This window comes from Acinetobacter lwoffii (assembly GCF_024129595.1).
Lineage (GTDB): Bacteria > Pseudomonadota > Gammaproteobacteria > Pseudomonadales > Moraxellaceae > Acinetobacter > Acinetobacter lwoffii_O.
Genome location: NZ_JAMXXS010000048.1, coordinates 1 through 15,229 on the forward strand (window position 1 = coordinate 1; position 15,229 = coordinate 15,229).

The following is a 15,229-nucleotide window of genomic DNA, read 5'->3' on the forward strand; positions in this document are numbered from 1 at the left end:
AAAATATTATTCCGGTGACTCTGGAACTCGGCGGTAAATCACCAAATCTTTTCTTTGCCGACATCATGGATCAGGAAGACGATTATCTGGACAAAGCGCTGGAAGGTTTTGCCATGTTTGCCCTGAACCAGGGTGAAATCTGCACCTGTCCATCGCGTGCGCTGATCCAGGAAAGTATTGCTGACGAATTTCTGGCGCGTGCCGTTGAACGGGTGAAACGGATTAAAACCGGGCATCCGCTGGATACTGACACCATGATTGGCGCGCAAGCCTCACAGGAACAGCAGGACAAGATTCTGGGCTGTATTGCCACTGGTCGTGAAGAAGGCGCACAGATCCTGACTGGTGGTGAAGCACGTCAGGAAGTGGGTCAAGGTTTCTATATTGAGCCGACTATCTTTAAAGGCACCAATGACATGAAGACCTTCCAGGATGAAATCTTCGGGCCTGTATTGGCTGTGACCACCTTTAAAGACTTTGATGATGCGATCAAGATCGCCAATGATACGATTTATGGACTCGGTGCCGGTGTCTGGTCACGCTCAGCGCATACCTCTTACCGTGCAGGCCGTGCTATTCAGGCAGGTCGGGTCTGGACTAACTGTTATCACATCTACCCTGCCCATGCGGCTTTCGGTGGTTATAAAAAATCAGGGATTGGGCGTGAGAATCATAGAATGATGCTGGATCATTATCAGCAGACTAAAAACTTGCTAGTCAGCTATTCGACCAAACCAGCCGGGTTCTTTTAAGAAGTGAAATACATTCAAAGCGAACTTCGGTTCGCTTTGAATGTATGGTAGCTAGCTTTCACAAAATATCAGCAACATCTTCAAGCTGCGGCCAATTCAAATAAAGTTTTTAGTCTATAAATACTTTTTTTAAAGGAAAGAGCATCACCTCAAATTTCTATTTGCAATAGTGTCATTTCAAGATAATTTCACTCTATAAAGATTTCGCCACATTCTCCAGCCATTGAGTGCCAGAAGAATAAAAATAAAATAAAGCACGGCGGTTAAATACAATGACTTATAGCTATACATGCCGACATAAATCACATCTAACACACACCATAATCCCCAGCTTTCAATATATTTTTTTGCCGCCCAATAACTTGCCACCAAGCTAAAAGAAGCCAACATGGAATCCAACCAAGGGAGTGATGCTGTGGTGAAATGAGCAAATAAGGCGCCAATCACCAGACCGGCGACAATACCCACAATCAGGCTATATACCCAGATTTTTTTATTCAAATAGCCAATCTGCACGGTGATCGCCTGGTCATGATTTTTCTTCGACCAGCTATACCAGCCATACAGTTGCATCAAGATAAATACGGCTTGTAATGCTGCGTCTGCAAATAAATTGACACGATAAAAAATAATCATATATAAAAATACAGCGACAATATTCACCAACCAGCAGACTTTATATTGTTTGGAGGTCAGCCAGACACCTAAAACGTTTAAAATGAACGCTGCAATTTCTATATTTTCCATAGCAATATAACCTGATTAAGCAGCCAATTTAGAAGTTCAGATTGAATGACAAGGTTGCTGTACGCGGCGAACCCAAGAATAAATAATCATCACCCAAAAATTCACCTGCATCACGCCAGTATTTCTTGTTGAACAGATTATTAATATTCAAGCGCAGCAATGCATCGGTCGTATTTAGCTTAAATTGATAAGCAGCGCATAAATCAACCACACTATAACCTGCAACTTTCGCAGCACCCTCTTTGTTGGCATATTTGCTGGAACTGTATTGACCACCTGCCAGAACAGTGAAACCTGCAATGCTCGGTACGTTATAGCGAAGATGTGTTGCGAAACGAACTTTTGGCACGTTTTGCGCCTGATGATTACCATATTCAACCGCTTCCACATTTTCTAAACGGGCTTTGGTCAAGGCTAAAGATGAAGTTAAGGCCAGATGGTCGGTTAATGCACCATTCAGTCCTAATTCCAGGCCCTGACTATGCTGTTCGCCTTCCGCAATAAAATAGCGAAGTCCTGAAATCGGCTTGCTATATTGATTGTCCTGACGTAAATCAAAAACGGCTGCAGTCAACAGGAAATCATGGATCTGTTGTTTGAAACCAATTTCATATTGCTCTGAATAGATCGGTGCTAGAGTTTCAGCAGCATTATCTGCAAACCAAGGCGCTGTCTTTCCATCTGACAAACCTTTCGCATAAGCGGCATACAGAGTCGTTGACTCTACTGGACTATAACTCACTGCAAACTGTGGTAAAAATTTGCCTAAATCGTTATCGCGTACCTTTACCTGATCTTCGTCATAAGCTTGTTCATCAAGCTCGATCCATTTTCCGCCAATCAAAGTTGTCCAATGTTCATTCCATTCAATACGGTCTAATGCTGTAAATGCAGTTTGTTTACTTTTAAGTGCTTGATATTTTGGTCCAGCATTCGCTGTTACTGGGGAAAAATCTATGGTTTCTGTATAAATATTACCTACACCAATCCATTCATTGACACCAGCAAAACGATCTCGCGATTTATTGGTTTGTGTAATATCAAAATTTAGATAATGTTGCGCCCAATTGGTATCAATCACCCCATCTAGTTTGACTTTAAATTGGTTGGTTTTAAAGGTTTCATCTGGATTCTGATAATCGTAAATATCATACTCGCCAGCTTTACCAAACGTGTTACAGGAATACTCTTCCAGACAGCCTTCCCGATAATAACCATAAGCAAAGCTTGAATAGTCATCAACTCTGGATTTACTGTGTGCTGCAACGAGTCCCAGATTCCAGTCACTATTCAAAGCATAGCTATATTTTAAACTGCTATTCAGACTATCGATCGTGACCGGTTTACCCCAAGTCTGATAACCAAGTAAACGCTCCCATTTCACATTTTCTGGGACTTTGCCATCCAGTAATTGATAACCTGGCACTGATTTTTGTTCGGAACGCTGTGCTTCAAGATCAAGTTCTACTTTGGATTGCGCTGACATCTTCCAATCCAATGCCAATGCCGCTAAATAGCGTTCACCCTCCACATGATCGACATAAGAATCCATCTGTTCATTCACCAGATTGATGCGATATCCGAATTGTTGCTCATCACCCCAAAAACCACCTAGATCAGTTGCCACTGAAAACTGTCCATGTTGATCAGCAGAGAATGTCAGGGCCTGGATATCTTTAGGTCGCTTGGTGACATAATTGACCACACCACCCGGGGTCGACATACCACTTTGAATCGCGGAAATGCCTTTTAAAATTTCCACACGTTCTTTGTTTTCAAGTGCAACATTTTGTTCACCACGAATCACATTGCCATTAATGAGGTAGCTTGATGCCAAATCGAGTGCAAAGCCACGCGAGACAAAGTTTGGATAATAGCCAATTGCAGCATAGCCCTCACCGATGGCTGCATCATTTTTTACCACATCGCTCAGCACACGAGCATGTTGTTCAGCAATGAGATCGGCAGTCAAGATAGAGACCGATGCAGGGAGTTTTTGCAGACTGTTCGTAGCAAATCCTTCAACATTCACTTTGGCACTCGAGTAAGGAATGCTTTGATCGGCGGTGATAACAATCGTGTCAAGCTGTTGCACAGCGTCTTCAGCATAAGTCAGCGGGGCTAAACACAGCGGTGACAGAATGATCATTTTTAAAGATCGGGTTAATACATTCTGTTTGAATTGACGAGTGTTCATACGAAACCTTATGTATGTGAAGTGGGTGATGATGCGGGGTTTAGAGAGAGCATTGAGAAGCTTGCAATTCATGTTGAATGAGCCGAGTTAAAGTCTGGGTAAATTGTTGGCCTTGTTCGCCAAAGAACCAGTCCACATGACCGATAATCCAGTCGTAATAAGCCGCATCTGCATGGTTGAGGTTGTGGGTAATACCCACAAAATACTCCAGCTCTGAAAAAGCGAAATCCAGATGCACGATTTTCAGCAGTTCTGGCAAAATACTAAAATCTTCTTGTGGATGTATCTCGGAAAAATAAGCATGGAGAAAAGCGGTTAAACCGGCTTCATCAATCGGAATATGTGGGCTCTGCTCTAATTCCAACCAATCAATGAAATTACGTTCAATCGTCACAGCCAGATCATAAAGTGCAGAGTTTCGGTCAGATAAACCAAAATCAATTACGGCAGTAATTTCAGCTTTGGCATCCGGCGCTGACCAAAACAGATTAGAAGCGTGTAAATCGTTATGGGTCCAAATTTTGCTTGCCTGTTGCAATACAGGCTGAATACGCTGGTGAACCTGTAAGATTCGATCTAAAAAGTAAGGATCTAAATTTTTATCGGCAAAATAACGGCTTAATTCTGAACTGTTTGCAATGCGCTGTTGAATGGCTGTAATGATATTTTCACTGTCTAAAAGCTGCTGATTGGAAACCAAATAAGATGCTGATCTGCCCTGCTGTTCGGGAAAATCCTGCATCGCCAGATGTAGTCTGGCCAGTAAAGCCCCTGCCTTGGCGGCATGTTCAGCATAGAAAAAAGGTTTCCAGGATTGCTGATCTGCATACAGATCTAAACCGGCTGCTTTTGCATAGACTTCATACGTCCAGTCACCCAGCTCTAAAGCAGTCAGATCTTGATTTGACCTAATCAATGCTGCAACAGGAATTTCTTTGCTGGCTAAATGCTGAAGAACGGCATGCTCCTGTAAAATATCGTGGGCACGACGAAATGAACAATGACTGCGCTTGATCAAATACTGATGCGCGACTGCTTCATCCCTGCTCACAAAATCCTGCTCCACCTTGACCAGCGCCGCAGATGAAAATGGCCGGGGACTACACCACAAAATCTGAATATGACCTTGTAAACAGGAATAATGCTGCTGCAGGCTTTGTAATTCTGGATCAGAAATATGTGCCCAGTCTTTATGTTCCCAGGCATTGCCCATACCATGACCTAAATCATCAGTCATTGTGGTCATTATCAATATTCCTGAGCCAGATCATTATGTAATAATGGAAAATCATTGTTTAGGCGAACATGCAAACAGTATTTTTAAATACATTTAATATTGAAGACACGCCCTAAAATTAAGTGGTACATACCAGTATTAAATTGGAGGCAAGTTTAGCCTTATAAATATAAAAATAAAATAGATCTCTCGCATAAATCAAAAAATGATCTTCTTTTTGGTTAATATTCGAACTCCAGATTTCTTAGCATTCGCGCATAATCTGCGGATGAAATATATCGATTCAAACAAGCTTTCTTATCCTCAGTTCAAGCGATAACGTAGTTTTGAAATGTACCGTAATTCATTTTCATGACTTCACTACGTAGCTCTTTAAATCCCTGTTTATCAGCAGCAAATTCCACCAGTGATTCATTGTTCAGATCAGTAACACATGCCATGGTCGAATGACCTGTACACTTGAATGATTTTGGTCTTTAATGAAGTTCTTTAACGGCTCAGTATGGATTGCCCAGGTATCGAAGTCTTTCATCTGTATCTGACGAACTTCAATGTCATTGATTTTGATGCTTCGATTCGTTTCTAAAAAAAAATCATTCATAATGATGTCTCAAATTAGATTTTAATGACAAAAAAATACCCTGATGGTTATCCCATCAGAGCTAAATATAAAATTATTTATTTCTTAATTTGAAATACTTTGATCAATCAGTTTCTCAATAATATTAGAGGCAAGGCAGAGTAAAACTTGAAGTGCGACATAAACCACCTAATTAATTTAAAGGGTATGGAGTATATAAAATTGTCATACCATCATCTTAACTTTGAAGATCGTACTGCATTAATGCTTGAGTCAAGAAAAGAAGGCTTTTCACCAAGAAAATTTGCCGAACTCATTAAAAGACATCCAAGTACGATCTATGGTGAGCTTAAAAGAAATAGTATCAATGACGTTTATCAAGCTCGATATGCTTCTGATAACACCTTCGCTAGACGTAGACGTAGTCACAGAAAGCTCAAAATCGATTCAATCCTCTGGAGATTTATTGTTGAAGCGATCCGTTGTTTATGGTCTCCTCAGCAAATATCGAAGCGTTTAAAGACAATTCCTGATTTGGATCAAACAATGAATGTAAGCCATACAACGATTTATTCAACGATACGAGCATTACCAAAGGGTGAGTTGAAAAAAGACTTATTATCCTGTCTGCATCATGAAAATAAAAAGCGAAAAGCTAACGGTGAACCTAAAAAAGATTCTATATTACAGGATATTAAAACTATTCATGAGCGCCCAGCCGAAGTTCAAGAAAGATACCGGGTCATTGGGAAGCCGATTTAATTAAAGGTAAAGACAATAAAAGTTCGATAGCAACACTTATTGAACGAAATACACAGCTCTGTATCTTGGCAACATTATCTGATGCAAAGGCAGAATCAGTGCGCAAGGCTTTAACTAAAGCTCTGAAATATTTACCTGAGAACTGCGTGAAACGTTGACCTATGACCGTGGACGTGAGATGGTAAAATTTAGGCATAGATGTATATTTCTGTGACCCACATTCACCATGGCAAAAAGGCACATGCGAAAATATGAATGGTTTAATTAGGCAATATTTACCTAAAGGGATTGATTTAAATCAGGCAGATCAGCATTATTTAAATCAAGTTGCCATGCCACTGAATACTCGTCCTAGAAAAGCGTTAGATTGGCTTACACTATTAGAGAAATTTTCTCAGCTTATTGATTATCATAAGGCTTTTGAAACTATCGCACCTCATGTTTGAATTCGCCCGCCTAAGGTGCTTTGATTCAGTTCTATTGAAGCTTTAAGATAATTTTCAAGCTTAATCTATACAGGTATATTTTGTTGAATTACGTTTTTTTATTAAGATATTTAAGGGAAAATTCTTACGGAAAAAATGTTTTTTATCACTGAACCATATACAAGTAGCTAAATTATCGTGCAATTTTTCAACCATCATTGGATGACTACCGTAAACTAGGTAAACAATATCACCAATATAGATATTATTCATCTTTAGTCAGCCAAGCATAAGATCAAAATTCTGAAACTTCTGATAAATAAATTAATGCCATCAATTGAGAACTTTTTTTAAGCTGAGAAAGCATTTATAAAGTCCAATTAAGTCCTTGTCCCATTTCATAAATAATGAGTATTAATGCAATTACCATTAGTGAAATCACAATGGCTTCGACCTTAGTGAGCATCTTAAATTCTCCACCTTTCATCTTTTATATAATAAACAAAGTGAACAATAAATAACAATAAGGTTACAAAAAAATTACTGGATGTTACAAAGATAGGGCTGGTAAAGAAAAATCTCTCAGAGGATGTGCTAATTCTTTTCAAACTTAACCTTATGTACTGGGCGATGTCCTATATAAGACTCATGACCTACTGCGATCATATCAACACCACCTTCTTCTTCTAAACTTAATAAGAAAGTATGGACACCCTGCATGTCATTTAACTCAATATTATTGCTGATCCATTTCATCGTACCTGGTTCCATATTGTTTATTTCTTCTTGGATTTTATTGTAGGGGGGATTACCGCAGTTGACCATTTGCTATGCTCTTTTTATAATTTGCCATTAAATTATCTTCGCTATAAAAGATTTTTAAGAAAATCGGTCTGTATTTGGCCAATTAACGCTACAAAAAAAACTCATCCGATAAGTATTCTTACCTAAACCCAAGGTTCTATAACTTGGATCCTGAATATCTTACATACGCAGACATAGCTCATACATCGGAATTTAAACTTAGCCTCTACACTGAAATTAAGTTTTAGAAACATAGAGGAAATTCAGATGGAAAAGTATTCAAAGATTCTAATCCTGAGCTTATTTGGATTTACTGGAACAGTAGCTATTGCAGATGAATCCATTCCAATAGAAGCAACTGCCGCCGCCGAAGCACAACAGGTTGCTTTAGATTATGGAAATGAGAAAGACAAAAAATCTGAATCATCTGAAAGCCCTTAATTAAAGGAATGCCGGTCAGTTAAGAAATTGACTGGCATTTTCTTGGGTATTTCTGTGGTGTCCCTTTCATAACTCGTGGGCAACTCCTCACTCCCTCTCAGGCAAAACATATCTCTTAGATTTTTCCAGTAAACTTTCTAAATGTTTAGGTAAATTACCTGCGGAGTCTAAAGAGTCGAATCTTAATATATTCAGAATGCCAATAGATGCAATATGAAAGCTGGTTCTCAAAGGACTGACTTTTGCACGTTGAGCCATATGTTTCATTGTCTTCTTAGAATATTATAGGCAATACCCCCCATAATTCTTGATAAACTAAATCAGGTTGCTTGCTCCTCAAATGCTTGCCCTCCTGTAAATCACTTTTGATTTCTCGGTAACACATTTTTATTTCCCAGCGCTGAGCATAAAGCTTCGCCAAGCCTATCAGTGGATATGTCTTTGGGTCCATTAATAAAGTGATATAACGTCTAATTTTCCCTGCCTGCTTAACCTCAATCAAACGCGCTTCCCAATACCCTGTTGCCATTAGAGGCCAAAAGCCGCTGTAAACTGGATCCTGAACTAAAAATCTATAATCAGGAAATCAATAAAGAAGAATAGAAATTAAGTATGGATTGGCAGTCTAAAAACTTTCAAAATGCTTTCAGAACGTTATCGCAATAGAGCTAAAAGCCCCCCTTTTGAGATTCAATCTAGTTGCTGGAATTTATAATTTGCAACTGAGTAAGAATGATTTATGAAGGCGGTCTAATGCTAATCTAAGAAAATAAAAAAAATCCTAAAACCATTTAACTTCTTAGGATTTGAATGGGCAGGATATAAATATAAGCTTATGCTTGAATATCTAAGGTCATTTCAATTTTGTCCTGTGACCAGATTTCGATGTCATATTCAATCACTAGATCATCTGATTTTGAAATACGTTCAATATAAGTGGCGGTTTGACTTAAAGGAATACCTAAGTGCTGGCTCTCAAAATGAGACACACCGGTATTTTTAATTTTTAACTGACTACTCGTGTAATTATAATGAAAGTGATTTTTAATGACATCTTGTACCGAAGTAATCACATCATAATTCAGCACATTTGGAAACAGCGCAACAGGTAAATAATTATATTCTAGAAGTACAGGTACATCATCAGCATAACGTAAACGAATAATTTCAATAAAGCCCAATTTACGATTTTCTTCACTAAAAAGATTACTGTGATCCAATCGCTCCAACTGTCTGGTCGAGATTAGTTCAGTTCTGACATTAAAACCCTGTGCCTTCATATAAGAACGAAAATTTTCAATTGAGTTTGGAGAATATTGAATTTTTTTATTACTCACGAACCAGCCGAGATTTTGCCGTTTGAAAATTTTATCTTCGGCACGAAGCTGTTCATAGGCCTTACGCACTGTTTCCCTTGAACAGTCAAACTTTAATGCCAAGTACCGTTCGGATGGAATCATTTGATTAGAACTATAATTTTTCAATTCAGCCTCAATCAAATCTCTGATTTCCATATACTTCATTCAGTGAATCCAGTGAGTGCTCATAAATGATAAAGATAGTACTAAATTAAAGAACAGAGGAAAATTAAAAACAAGGTACGATCAGTAAAAAGATGCATTCCCTTGTTTTAATGAGAATGTTTAGCAGCATGATTAATACGTGATTCTGAGAGAATATCGTTGTCCATTCATAATGTTATCATTTATGCAAAAAGAATAGACTAAATTTGTCTAGGAGAGTGGTGACGGTTCAATCTAACTAAAAGGCATCTACCAAATGGCGGCTATTCGTAATAGTCGACTGAGAAAATCACGTACCTTGATTCTAAGCAGTTATTGCCCACCTCCATACTAGCACGTTTCCTGGCACAGTCCCTATCTGTACACTTGAATGCCTTTGACTATCTAAAGGTAATCTTTAAGAAAATGGGATTTATAGGGCAATATACTAAGATCTCTAGATCTGTTGAATTCGGCAAGCTCACTGAGTGTGGTTCCGTAACGTGACACTAGGTAACGTCTTGGGCTGCTGTCTGTAGGCAAAAATTAAAGCTGTGGTTTAAGGCTGGCATATTTTAAGATTTATTTTAATTTACCACTGATGTCTGGATTTTTAGCTAATTATACCATATCCAAAAAACATATATTTACTAATAATTGCTTAGGCTATTTATTATAAAAAACAACCATATATCATTGATATATGAACATTTATTTCTATTTTTTCTATAGACATAAATTAATTAATTTTTTAGGCCCCCATACACTATCTAAGCTGAGTCAATTAAAACCTGGTATAAGTCAATGTCACATTGACTTATAGAAATAATATTTAAAAACCTTTTTTTATTTTGAATTAGGGTGTCATCAATTAGCTTGAGAAAATCCTACCGGTCCTCATAATTTCTTCATGAATAAACGCTATGCATTAATAGATGATTGGTGGGAACAGGTTAAAGATCTGTTACCTGGACGAATGGGTACTGTTGGAGTAACGGCCAAAGATAACCGACTATTTGTTGAAGCGCTATCGTTCAGGTATCCCGTGGCGAGACTTACCCGAACGCTTCGGTGATTTTAGAGTAGTGCATACTCGTTTTAGTCTTTGGGCTAAAACAGGTGTGTGGCAGAGAGTCTTTGAAGTGCTGTCACATGACCGTGACAATGAATATGTGATGTTAGACTGCACCCCATTGTACGTGCTTACCAACACAGCGCTGGGGGGAAATCAGGCGAATAGGCGCAGTAAAGGGGGCTTAAGCACCAAAATTCATGCCCGTACTGATGCTTTAGGCAACCCGACAGGATTTTATCTCACGGATGGGCAGGTTCATGACTTAAACGGTTCAGATGTGTTGCTGGACTTATCGTTGAGCCAGACCTGGCTTATGGATAAAGCCTACAACTCCAGGGATCGGGTCATTGATCTAATTTTAGAGGCGAAGGGTCAAGTTGTGATGCCAGCGAAAAGTAATTCTATTGATCAGCGTGATTATGATTGACATATCTACAAGGCAAGACATCTGATCGAGAAATTTTTTGCCAAGCTCAAACAATATCGTGCTATTGCCACACGCTATGATAAATTGGCTCAAAACTTCTTATCAGCGATCTATCTGGCTTAATTGATGACACGCCCTAGTTTGAGATTGTCAAAAAAAAGTGTAGCAAATTGCTACACTTTTTCACTTTTCTGAATCAGCTGTTTTAAAAAATCTTCTAGTTGTAAGAGACTAGCTTCGTCAATTTCCGAGATATTCAGAGAAACCTTAAGCTGTTTTTGATTGAGTTTGATATTCCCCGCAATCTTACCTGCATATTCAATTTTTCTAACCACAGATGTTGTGGTCAGTTTTCCTGGATCCTGACTCAATATTTTTTCAGCATAGGCAGTAACTTTACTTTGCTCTAGTTTTTTGTCTTTTACTTTTTCCCAAGCCCCTAGCAAAGCCTTTTCGGCCTCAGAAAGTTGCTCTATATGATCCGACAGAAATTTTTTGAATGCAGTTGCAGCAGTACGACCTAGTAGGCCTGGTTCCACATCAAGGTCATTTAAAATTACTTGAGGCAGTTTTTCGTACGCTAAATACTTGTACATATCTTCGCGATTTAAACCCAGTGAATTGGCTAAACGTTGCTTGTTTTTCTTTAACTTCTCATCAAGTGAGTTCAGGCCAATAAAAATTTCATAATCTGTCAGGTCCTGACGCTTTAAATTCTCTGCTAAGGTTAACAAAGATGCTTCTACATTATTCGCATCAATGATAATAGCTTCAATCACAGACTTGCCGAGTAAATGGTGCGCCCGTAAGCGCCGCTCGCCTGCAATGAGTTCATATTTCAGATTATCAAGTTTACGCACTGTAATGGGCTGCAAAAGACCGACTTCGTCAATGGAATCCGCCAGTTCTTTTAATTGTGACTCTTCAAATAATTTACGCGGCTGGTTTGGACTACGGCTGATATCCTCAATAGGAACATTACGTCTAAACTCTTTCAGCTCTCTAATATTGTCTTTCTGTGCTTGCTGATGTTTTTCTGTATTCTGTTTCAGTTTCTGAGCTAAAAGCTCTTTGGTGCTTGCCATAATACTCTCAGGTTTAAACTTTAGCTACAATTTCATTGGCAAGGCTTTCAAAAGCCTTACGTACTTTTGAATTTTTTTCTACGTTCAAAAGTGATTGTTGCAGAATCGCTGCTTGATTAACTTTAGTACTTTGAGGAATGGTAGTCTCTAAAAGTTTTCCTACCTGTTTCAAGGCTTCATTCCGAATCAGCTTACAGACATTCTGACGTTCATCATGCTTAATTAGTAAAGCGCCTAAAAGCTCTAAATCTGGATTAATACGTTTGATCTTTTCAAGATGATTTAAAAGATCTGTTACCCCATACAATCCATATTGTGATCCGGATTCGATAGGGATAATGACATGTGTTGAAGATGCCAGGGCATTGCTGGTTAATAATTTAAGACTAGGTGGACAGTCGATCAATATAAAATCATAAAGATCTTTTAACAGTTCTAACTTGATATTTAACTCTTCAGAAGGACGGGGAGCTTCTTCTTTTAGTTGGTCTTCAGTTTTTCCTAAATTCAAGGAACCATAAATTAATGATACTTTTTCAAAGTTCGTTTCTTCTTGTAATGCATCTGCCAACAACGAAATATCGCCCACTAGTAATTCTGCTGTAGTCACAACAATTTCGCTTGGATGTTGGATCCCAATGTGTAAACTTGCGTTTGCTTGAGGATCTAAATCAATGACTAAAACCTTGTTGCCCAGATTGGCAAGTTCTGAGGCTAGGTGCACAACAGTCGTTGTTTTGCCACATCCGCCTTTATGGTTAGCAACAGTAATAATTTTTGCAGACATGCGTGTCAGATGCTTCCGTATTTGAATGTTTAGTAATATAAATAACTTTCACTCATCTTACTATAGTTTTAAAATTTATAAATCCTATTTGTTCAGATGTAAAACAGCTTAAAAATAAATCTTTAACTAAGCTAGCTTAATTAATAATTAGAATAATTAGTTATTTAGCTAATTAATAATTAAGAGTACATTTTTATTATATAAAACAAATGCTTAGAGTTTTAAAAGTGGAAGGTTTGTCACCATAAAGTGGAAGGTCTGTCACTCTAAAGTGGAAGGTCTGTCACTCTAAAGTGGAAGGTTTGTCACTCTAAAGTGGAAGGTTTGTCACTCTAAAGTGGAAGGTCTGTCACTAGGGTGGAAGGTTTGTCACTGCTATTTTTTAAACCGCTATTTTTATTTAAAAATAATTTAAAAAACAATTATTTAATATGTTAATAAAGTCTCGTAACTAAGCCTTAAAGGTGGAAGGGTTGTCACTGTATGTTCTTAACCTGTGGATAATCTGTTTTTATTGGATATTTCCTGATGATTATATGTGCAGTTATACCTTTCGAATCTAACTGAAAGGTGGAAGCCTTGTCACATCAGGGTTTCTATTTAACTTAACCTATCTGAATGTGGGTGAAAAAAGTAAAAATAGTCATTCTAAACTGTAATTTCGGGGGCTAAAGGTGGAAGGTCTGTCACTGTAGGGTGGAAATACTGTATTTAATTCCACTTTAAAGGCAAAAAATCGGATAATAACGCTTTTTTTTGATGACGGACCTTCCACTTTTAGAATCTTGTGGTGAAAGTCTTGAAAGTTTTTCCACTTTTGTATATAAAAACTAAGTCAAATTATAAATATCACGGTTATGACAGAATCTGAACCATTGCAAGAAGAAACGAATTATATTCCCTACTGTATAGGCAACATTCGCCATAATGGCGTTGTCAGTACCAGTAACCGCTTAATTCGCCCAATCGAGTTGTCATCCAATGAATATAAGGCACTTCTATATGCAATGGCGGTTGCGAATTATAGTGAGAAAAATAGGGTAGATGGTGAAATTACCGAACAAACTTATATTTATTTGTATAAGGATGATTTGGCAGATTTACTAGGATTAAATAAACGTAATTCAATTAATGTTGCAATAGATCGGATCTATAAAGAGCTTTCATCCCGGGTAGCTCATTTTATTATTGAGGAGCCTGCTGATAATGGTAAGAGAAAGACTAAAAAAGTACATTCTGTCGTTCCCATTATCCGTGAGTTAAGATGGGAAGATGACTCTAAAAATGCGATTCAGATTCGTTTTACTAGTGAGGTGTTGCCGTATTTCACTCAATTGGCTGGGGGTAATTTTACTACCTATCAGCTAAAACATCTTTTTGCCCTAGATTCTGTTGCCAGTATGAGTCTTTATACTTATTTCATTAAAAACGAATTTAAGTACGCCAATCAAAAGAGTTATGAAGTGCCATTGCTTTTAGAAAACTTGAAAGCACTGATTGATATTAATGAAACCAAATATGATCGCTGGGTAGATTTTAGACGCTATGTATTAGACAAAATAGTGACAGAAATTAACGAAAATACAGATCTACAATTAGAGTATGAAACCGTTAAGAAAGGCCGTCCAATTGTAGGTGTGAATTTTAAACTGCATCATCGGATTGCTGATAAGGCACTGGATGAAATTGCAGTGATTGAAAAAATCTATCTTGATGTTCCATTTGAAGACAATGCATCCGTAAAAGAATTAGGGGCTAAATTCGATACGAATGTACGTTCTTGGTATATTTTTAATAATGATGAAAATTATCAGCAGTTCAAGAAGTGGTTTAAAAAAGTAGGATGCCTCACTGACTCTCAAGCAAATATTGTCATTAATGACACTTTATTCCAAATGGATTTTGCTGAAATTGGTATGGGGCTGAATGACTTTAAACGAAATATGAAGCATAAACTTAAAAATAATCCAGAATTCGTTCAAAGTATTCGTGAAAGACTGAATGATATTTTTGGTAAAGAGCTGATCTAGCGAAAAGTGTAGCAACTTGCTACACTTTTTTAAATATATGTTTGTAAAGAATACAAGTGGTAAGGACCCTAGGATAAAAACGACTCTGTTAGATAAAGGCTTTAGAGATAGATCTTCCCTAAGTTATCCAAATTTAAGTGACAACTTGGGTATGAGGTCTGCCTAATTCCTTAAATCTATTCAAAACGTAAGTGTTCGCTGAACACACCTTATGAATTCATCCTATAAGCCTTAATTTAGTCCCCACTTAAAAACAAGTGGAGACTAAATTTATGACTACAAATAACTAGGGTCTGTTGACATTTACTGTTCATAATTAACCCTATAAAGGTAGCCATAAAAATATACAGGCTAAAGCAACAGAACTTTGATAATTTC

At 37.7% G+C, this 15,229-nt stretch carries 11 protein-coding genes and 3 pseudogenes; 5 read left to right on the plus strand and 9 right to left on the minus strand.

Annotation, left to right across the window (positions count from 1 at the left end; all coding sequences use genetic code 11):
- Window positions 1–752: aldehyde dehydrogenase family protein (locus tag NI466_RS14475; protein ID WP_253173916.1), on the plus strand; the 752-nt coding region annotated here is incomplete at its 5' end.
- A gap of 177 nt (window positions 753–929) precedes the next feature.
- Here the strand turns inward: NI466_RS14475 and pnuC are convergent.
- The 4 genes from pnuC to NI466_RS14495 form a co-directional block, all read right to left on the minus strand.
- Window positions 930–1,499 (minus strand): nicotinamide riboside transporter PnuC, encoded by a 570-nt coding sequence (gene pnuC, locus NI466_RS14480; RefSeq protein WP_004281962.1) that lies wholly within the window; start codon window positions 1,497–1,499, stop codon window positions 930–932.
- Window positions 1,500–1,527: 28 nt separating this feature from the next.
- Window positions 1,528–3,696, minus strand: coding sequence for a TonB-dependent siderophore receptor (locus NI466_RS14485; RefSeq protein WP_086044963.1), 2,169 nt, complete (start codon window positions 3,694–3,696; stop codon window positions 1,528–1,530).
- Window positions 3,697–3,736: 40 nt separating this feature from the next.
- Entirely contained in the window at window positions 3,737–4,942 is a 1,206-nt protein-coding gene (locus NI466_RS14490; RefSeq protein WP_086044964.1) for a phosphotransferase enzyme family protein, read from the minus strand.
- A gap of 409 nt (window positions 4,943–5,351) precedes the next feature.
- Window positions 5,352–5,534 (minus strand): hypothetical protein, encoded by a 183-nt coding sequence (locus NI466_RS14495; protein ID WP_253138651.1) that lies wholly within the window; start codon window positions 5,532–5,534, stop codon window positions 5,352–5,354.
- A gap of 186 nt (window positions 5,535–5,720) precedes the next feature.
- Here NI466_RS14495 and NI466_RS14500 point away from each other — a divergent pair.
- Window positions 5,721–6,721: pseudogene (locus NI466_RS14500) on the plus strand (IS30 family transposase).
- A gap of 573 nt (window positions 6,722–7,294) precedes the next feature.
- Here the strand turns inward: NI466_RS14500 and NI466_RS14505 are convergent.
- Window positions 7,295–7,471, minus strand: coding sequence for a hypothetical protein (locus NI466_RS14505; RefSeq protein ID WP_171260806.1), 177 nt, complete (start codon window positions 7,469–7,471; stop codon window positions 7,295–7,297).
- Between the two features lie 300 nt (window positions 7,472–7,771).
- On the opposite strand from NI466_RS14505, the gene NI466_RS14510 reads away from it, so the two are divergent.
- Window positions 7,772–7,945, plus strand: a complete 174-nt coding sequence (locus NI466_RS14510; RefSeq protein WP_004281965.1) for a hypothetical protein — start codon at window positions 7,772–7,774, stop codon at window positions 7,943–7,945.
- Window positions 7,946–7,964: 19 nt separating this feature from the next.
- Here NI466_RS14510 and NI466_RS16005 read toward each other — a convergent pair.
- Window positions 7,965–8,462, minus strand: a pseudogene (locus NI466_RS16005) (IS4 family transposase); the annotation flags it as partial.
- A 316-nt stretch (window positions 8,463–8,778) separates the two neighbouring features.
- Window positions 8,779–9,468, minus strand: a complete 690-nt coding sequence (locus NI466_RS14520) for a GntR family transcriptional regulator (RefSeq protein WP_004647775.1) — start codon at window positions 9,466–9,468, stop codon at window positions 8,779–8,781.
- Between the two features lie 889 nt (window positions 9,469–10,357).
- Between NI466_RS14520 and NI466_RS14525 the strand changes: the two are divergent.
- Window positions 10,358–11,072 (plus strand): annotated as a pseudogene (locus NI466_RS14525) (IS5 family transposase).
- A 50-nt stretch (window positions 11,073–11,122) separates the two neighbouring features.
- Here the strand turns inward: NI466_RS14525 and NI466_RS14530 are convergent.
- A complete protein-coding gene (locus NI466_RS14530; protein WP_004647773.1) occupies window positions 11,123–12,034 on the minus strand; it encodes a ParB/RepB/Spo0J family partition protein in 912 nt (303 codons plus the stop codon).
- Window positions 12,035–12,047: 13 nt separating this feature from the next.
- The gene (locus NI466_RS14535) at window positions 12,048–12,821 is read right to left on the minus strand and encodes a ParA family protein (RefSeq protein WP_004647772.1); all 774 of its coding nucleotides are present in this window, start codon (window positions 12,819–12,821) and stop codon (window positions 12,048–12,050) included.
- An 857-nt stretch (window positions 12,822–13,678) separates the two neighbouring features.
- Here NI466_RS14535 and NI466_RS14540 point away from each other — a divergent pair.
- Complete coding sequence (locus NI466_RS14540; protein ID WP_044113093.1) at window positions 13,679–14,851, plus strand: replication initiation protein; 1,173 nt, start codon at window positions 13,679–13,681, stop codon at window positions 14,849–14,851.
- Window positions 14,852–15,229 lie beyond the last annotated feature (378 nt).

What these genes read in the sequence shown, in the direction of transcription:
- pnuC (WP_004281962.1), bottom strand. Translation starts at nt 1,499, where the DNA reads ATGGAAAATATAGAAATTGCAGCGTTCATTTTAAACGTTTTAGGTGTC.
- NI466_RS14485 (WP_086044963.1), bottom strand. Translation starts at nt 3,696, where the DNA reads ATGAACACTCGTCAATTCAAACAGAATGTATTAACCCGATCTTTAAAA.
- NI466_RS14490 (WP_086044964.1), bottom strand. Translation starts at nt 4,942, where the DNA reads ATGACCACAATGACTGATGATTTAGGTCATGGTATGGGCAATGCCTGG.
- NI466_RS14495 (WP_253138651.1), bottom strand. Translation starts at nt 5,534, where the DNA reads ATGAATGATTTTTTTTTAGAAACGAATCGAAGCATCAAAATCAATGAC.
- NI466_RS14505 (WP_171260806.1), bottom strand. Translation starts at nt 7,471, where the DNA reads ATGGAACCAGGTACGATGAAATGGATCAGCAATAATATTGAGTTAAAT.
- NI466_RS14510 (WP_004281965.1), top strand. Translation starts at nt 7,772, where the DNA reads ATGGAAAAGTATTCAAAGATTCTAATCCTGAGCTTATTTGGATTTACT.
- NI466_RS14520 (WP_004647775.1), bottom strand. Translation starts at nt 9,468, where the DNA reads ATGAAGTATATGGAAATCAGAGATTTGATTGAGGCTGAATTGAAAAAT.
- NI466_RS14530 (WP_004647773.1), bottom strand. Translation starts at nt 12,034, where the DNA reads ATGGCAAGCACCAAAGAGCTTTTAGCTCAGAAACTGAAACAGAATACA.
- NI466_RS14535 (WP_004647772.1), bottom strand. Translation starts at nt 12,821, where the DNA reads ATGTCTGCAAAAATTATTACTGTTGCTAACCATAAAGGCGGATGTGGC.
- NI466_RS14540 (WP_044113093.1), top strand. Translation starts at nt 13,679, where the DNA reads ATGACAGAATCTGAACCATTGCAAGAAGAAACGAATTATATTCCCTAC.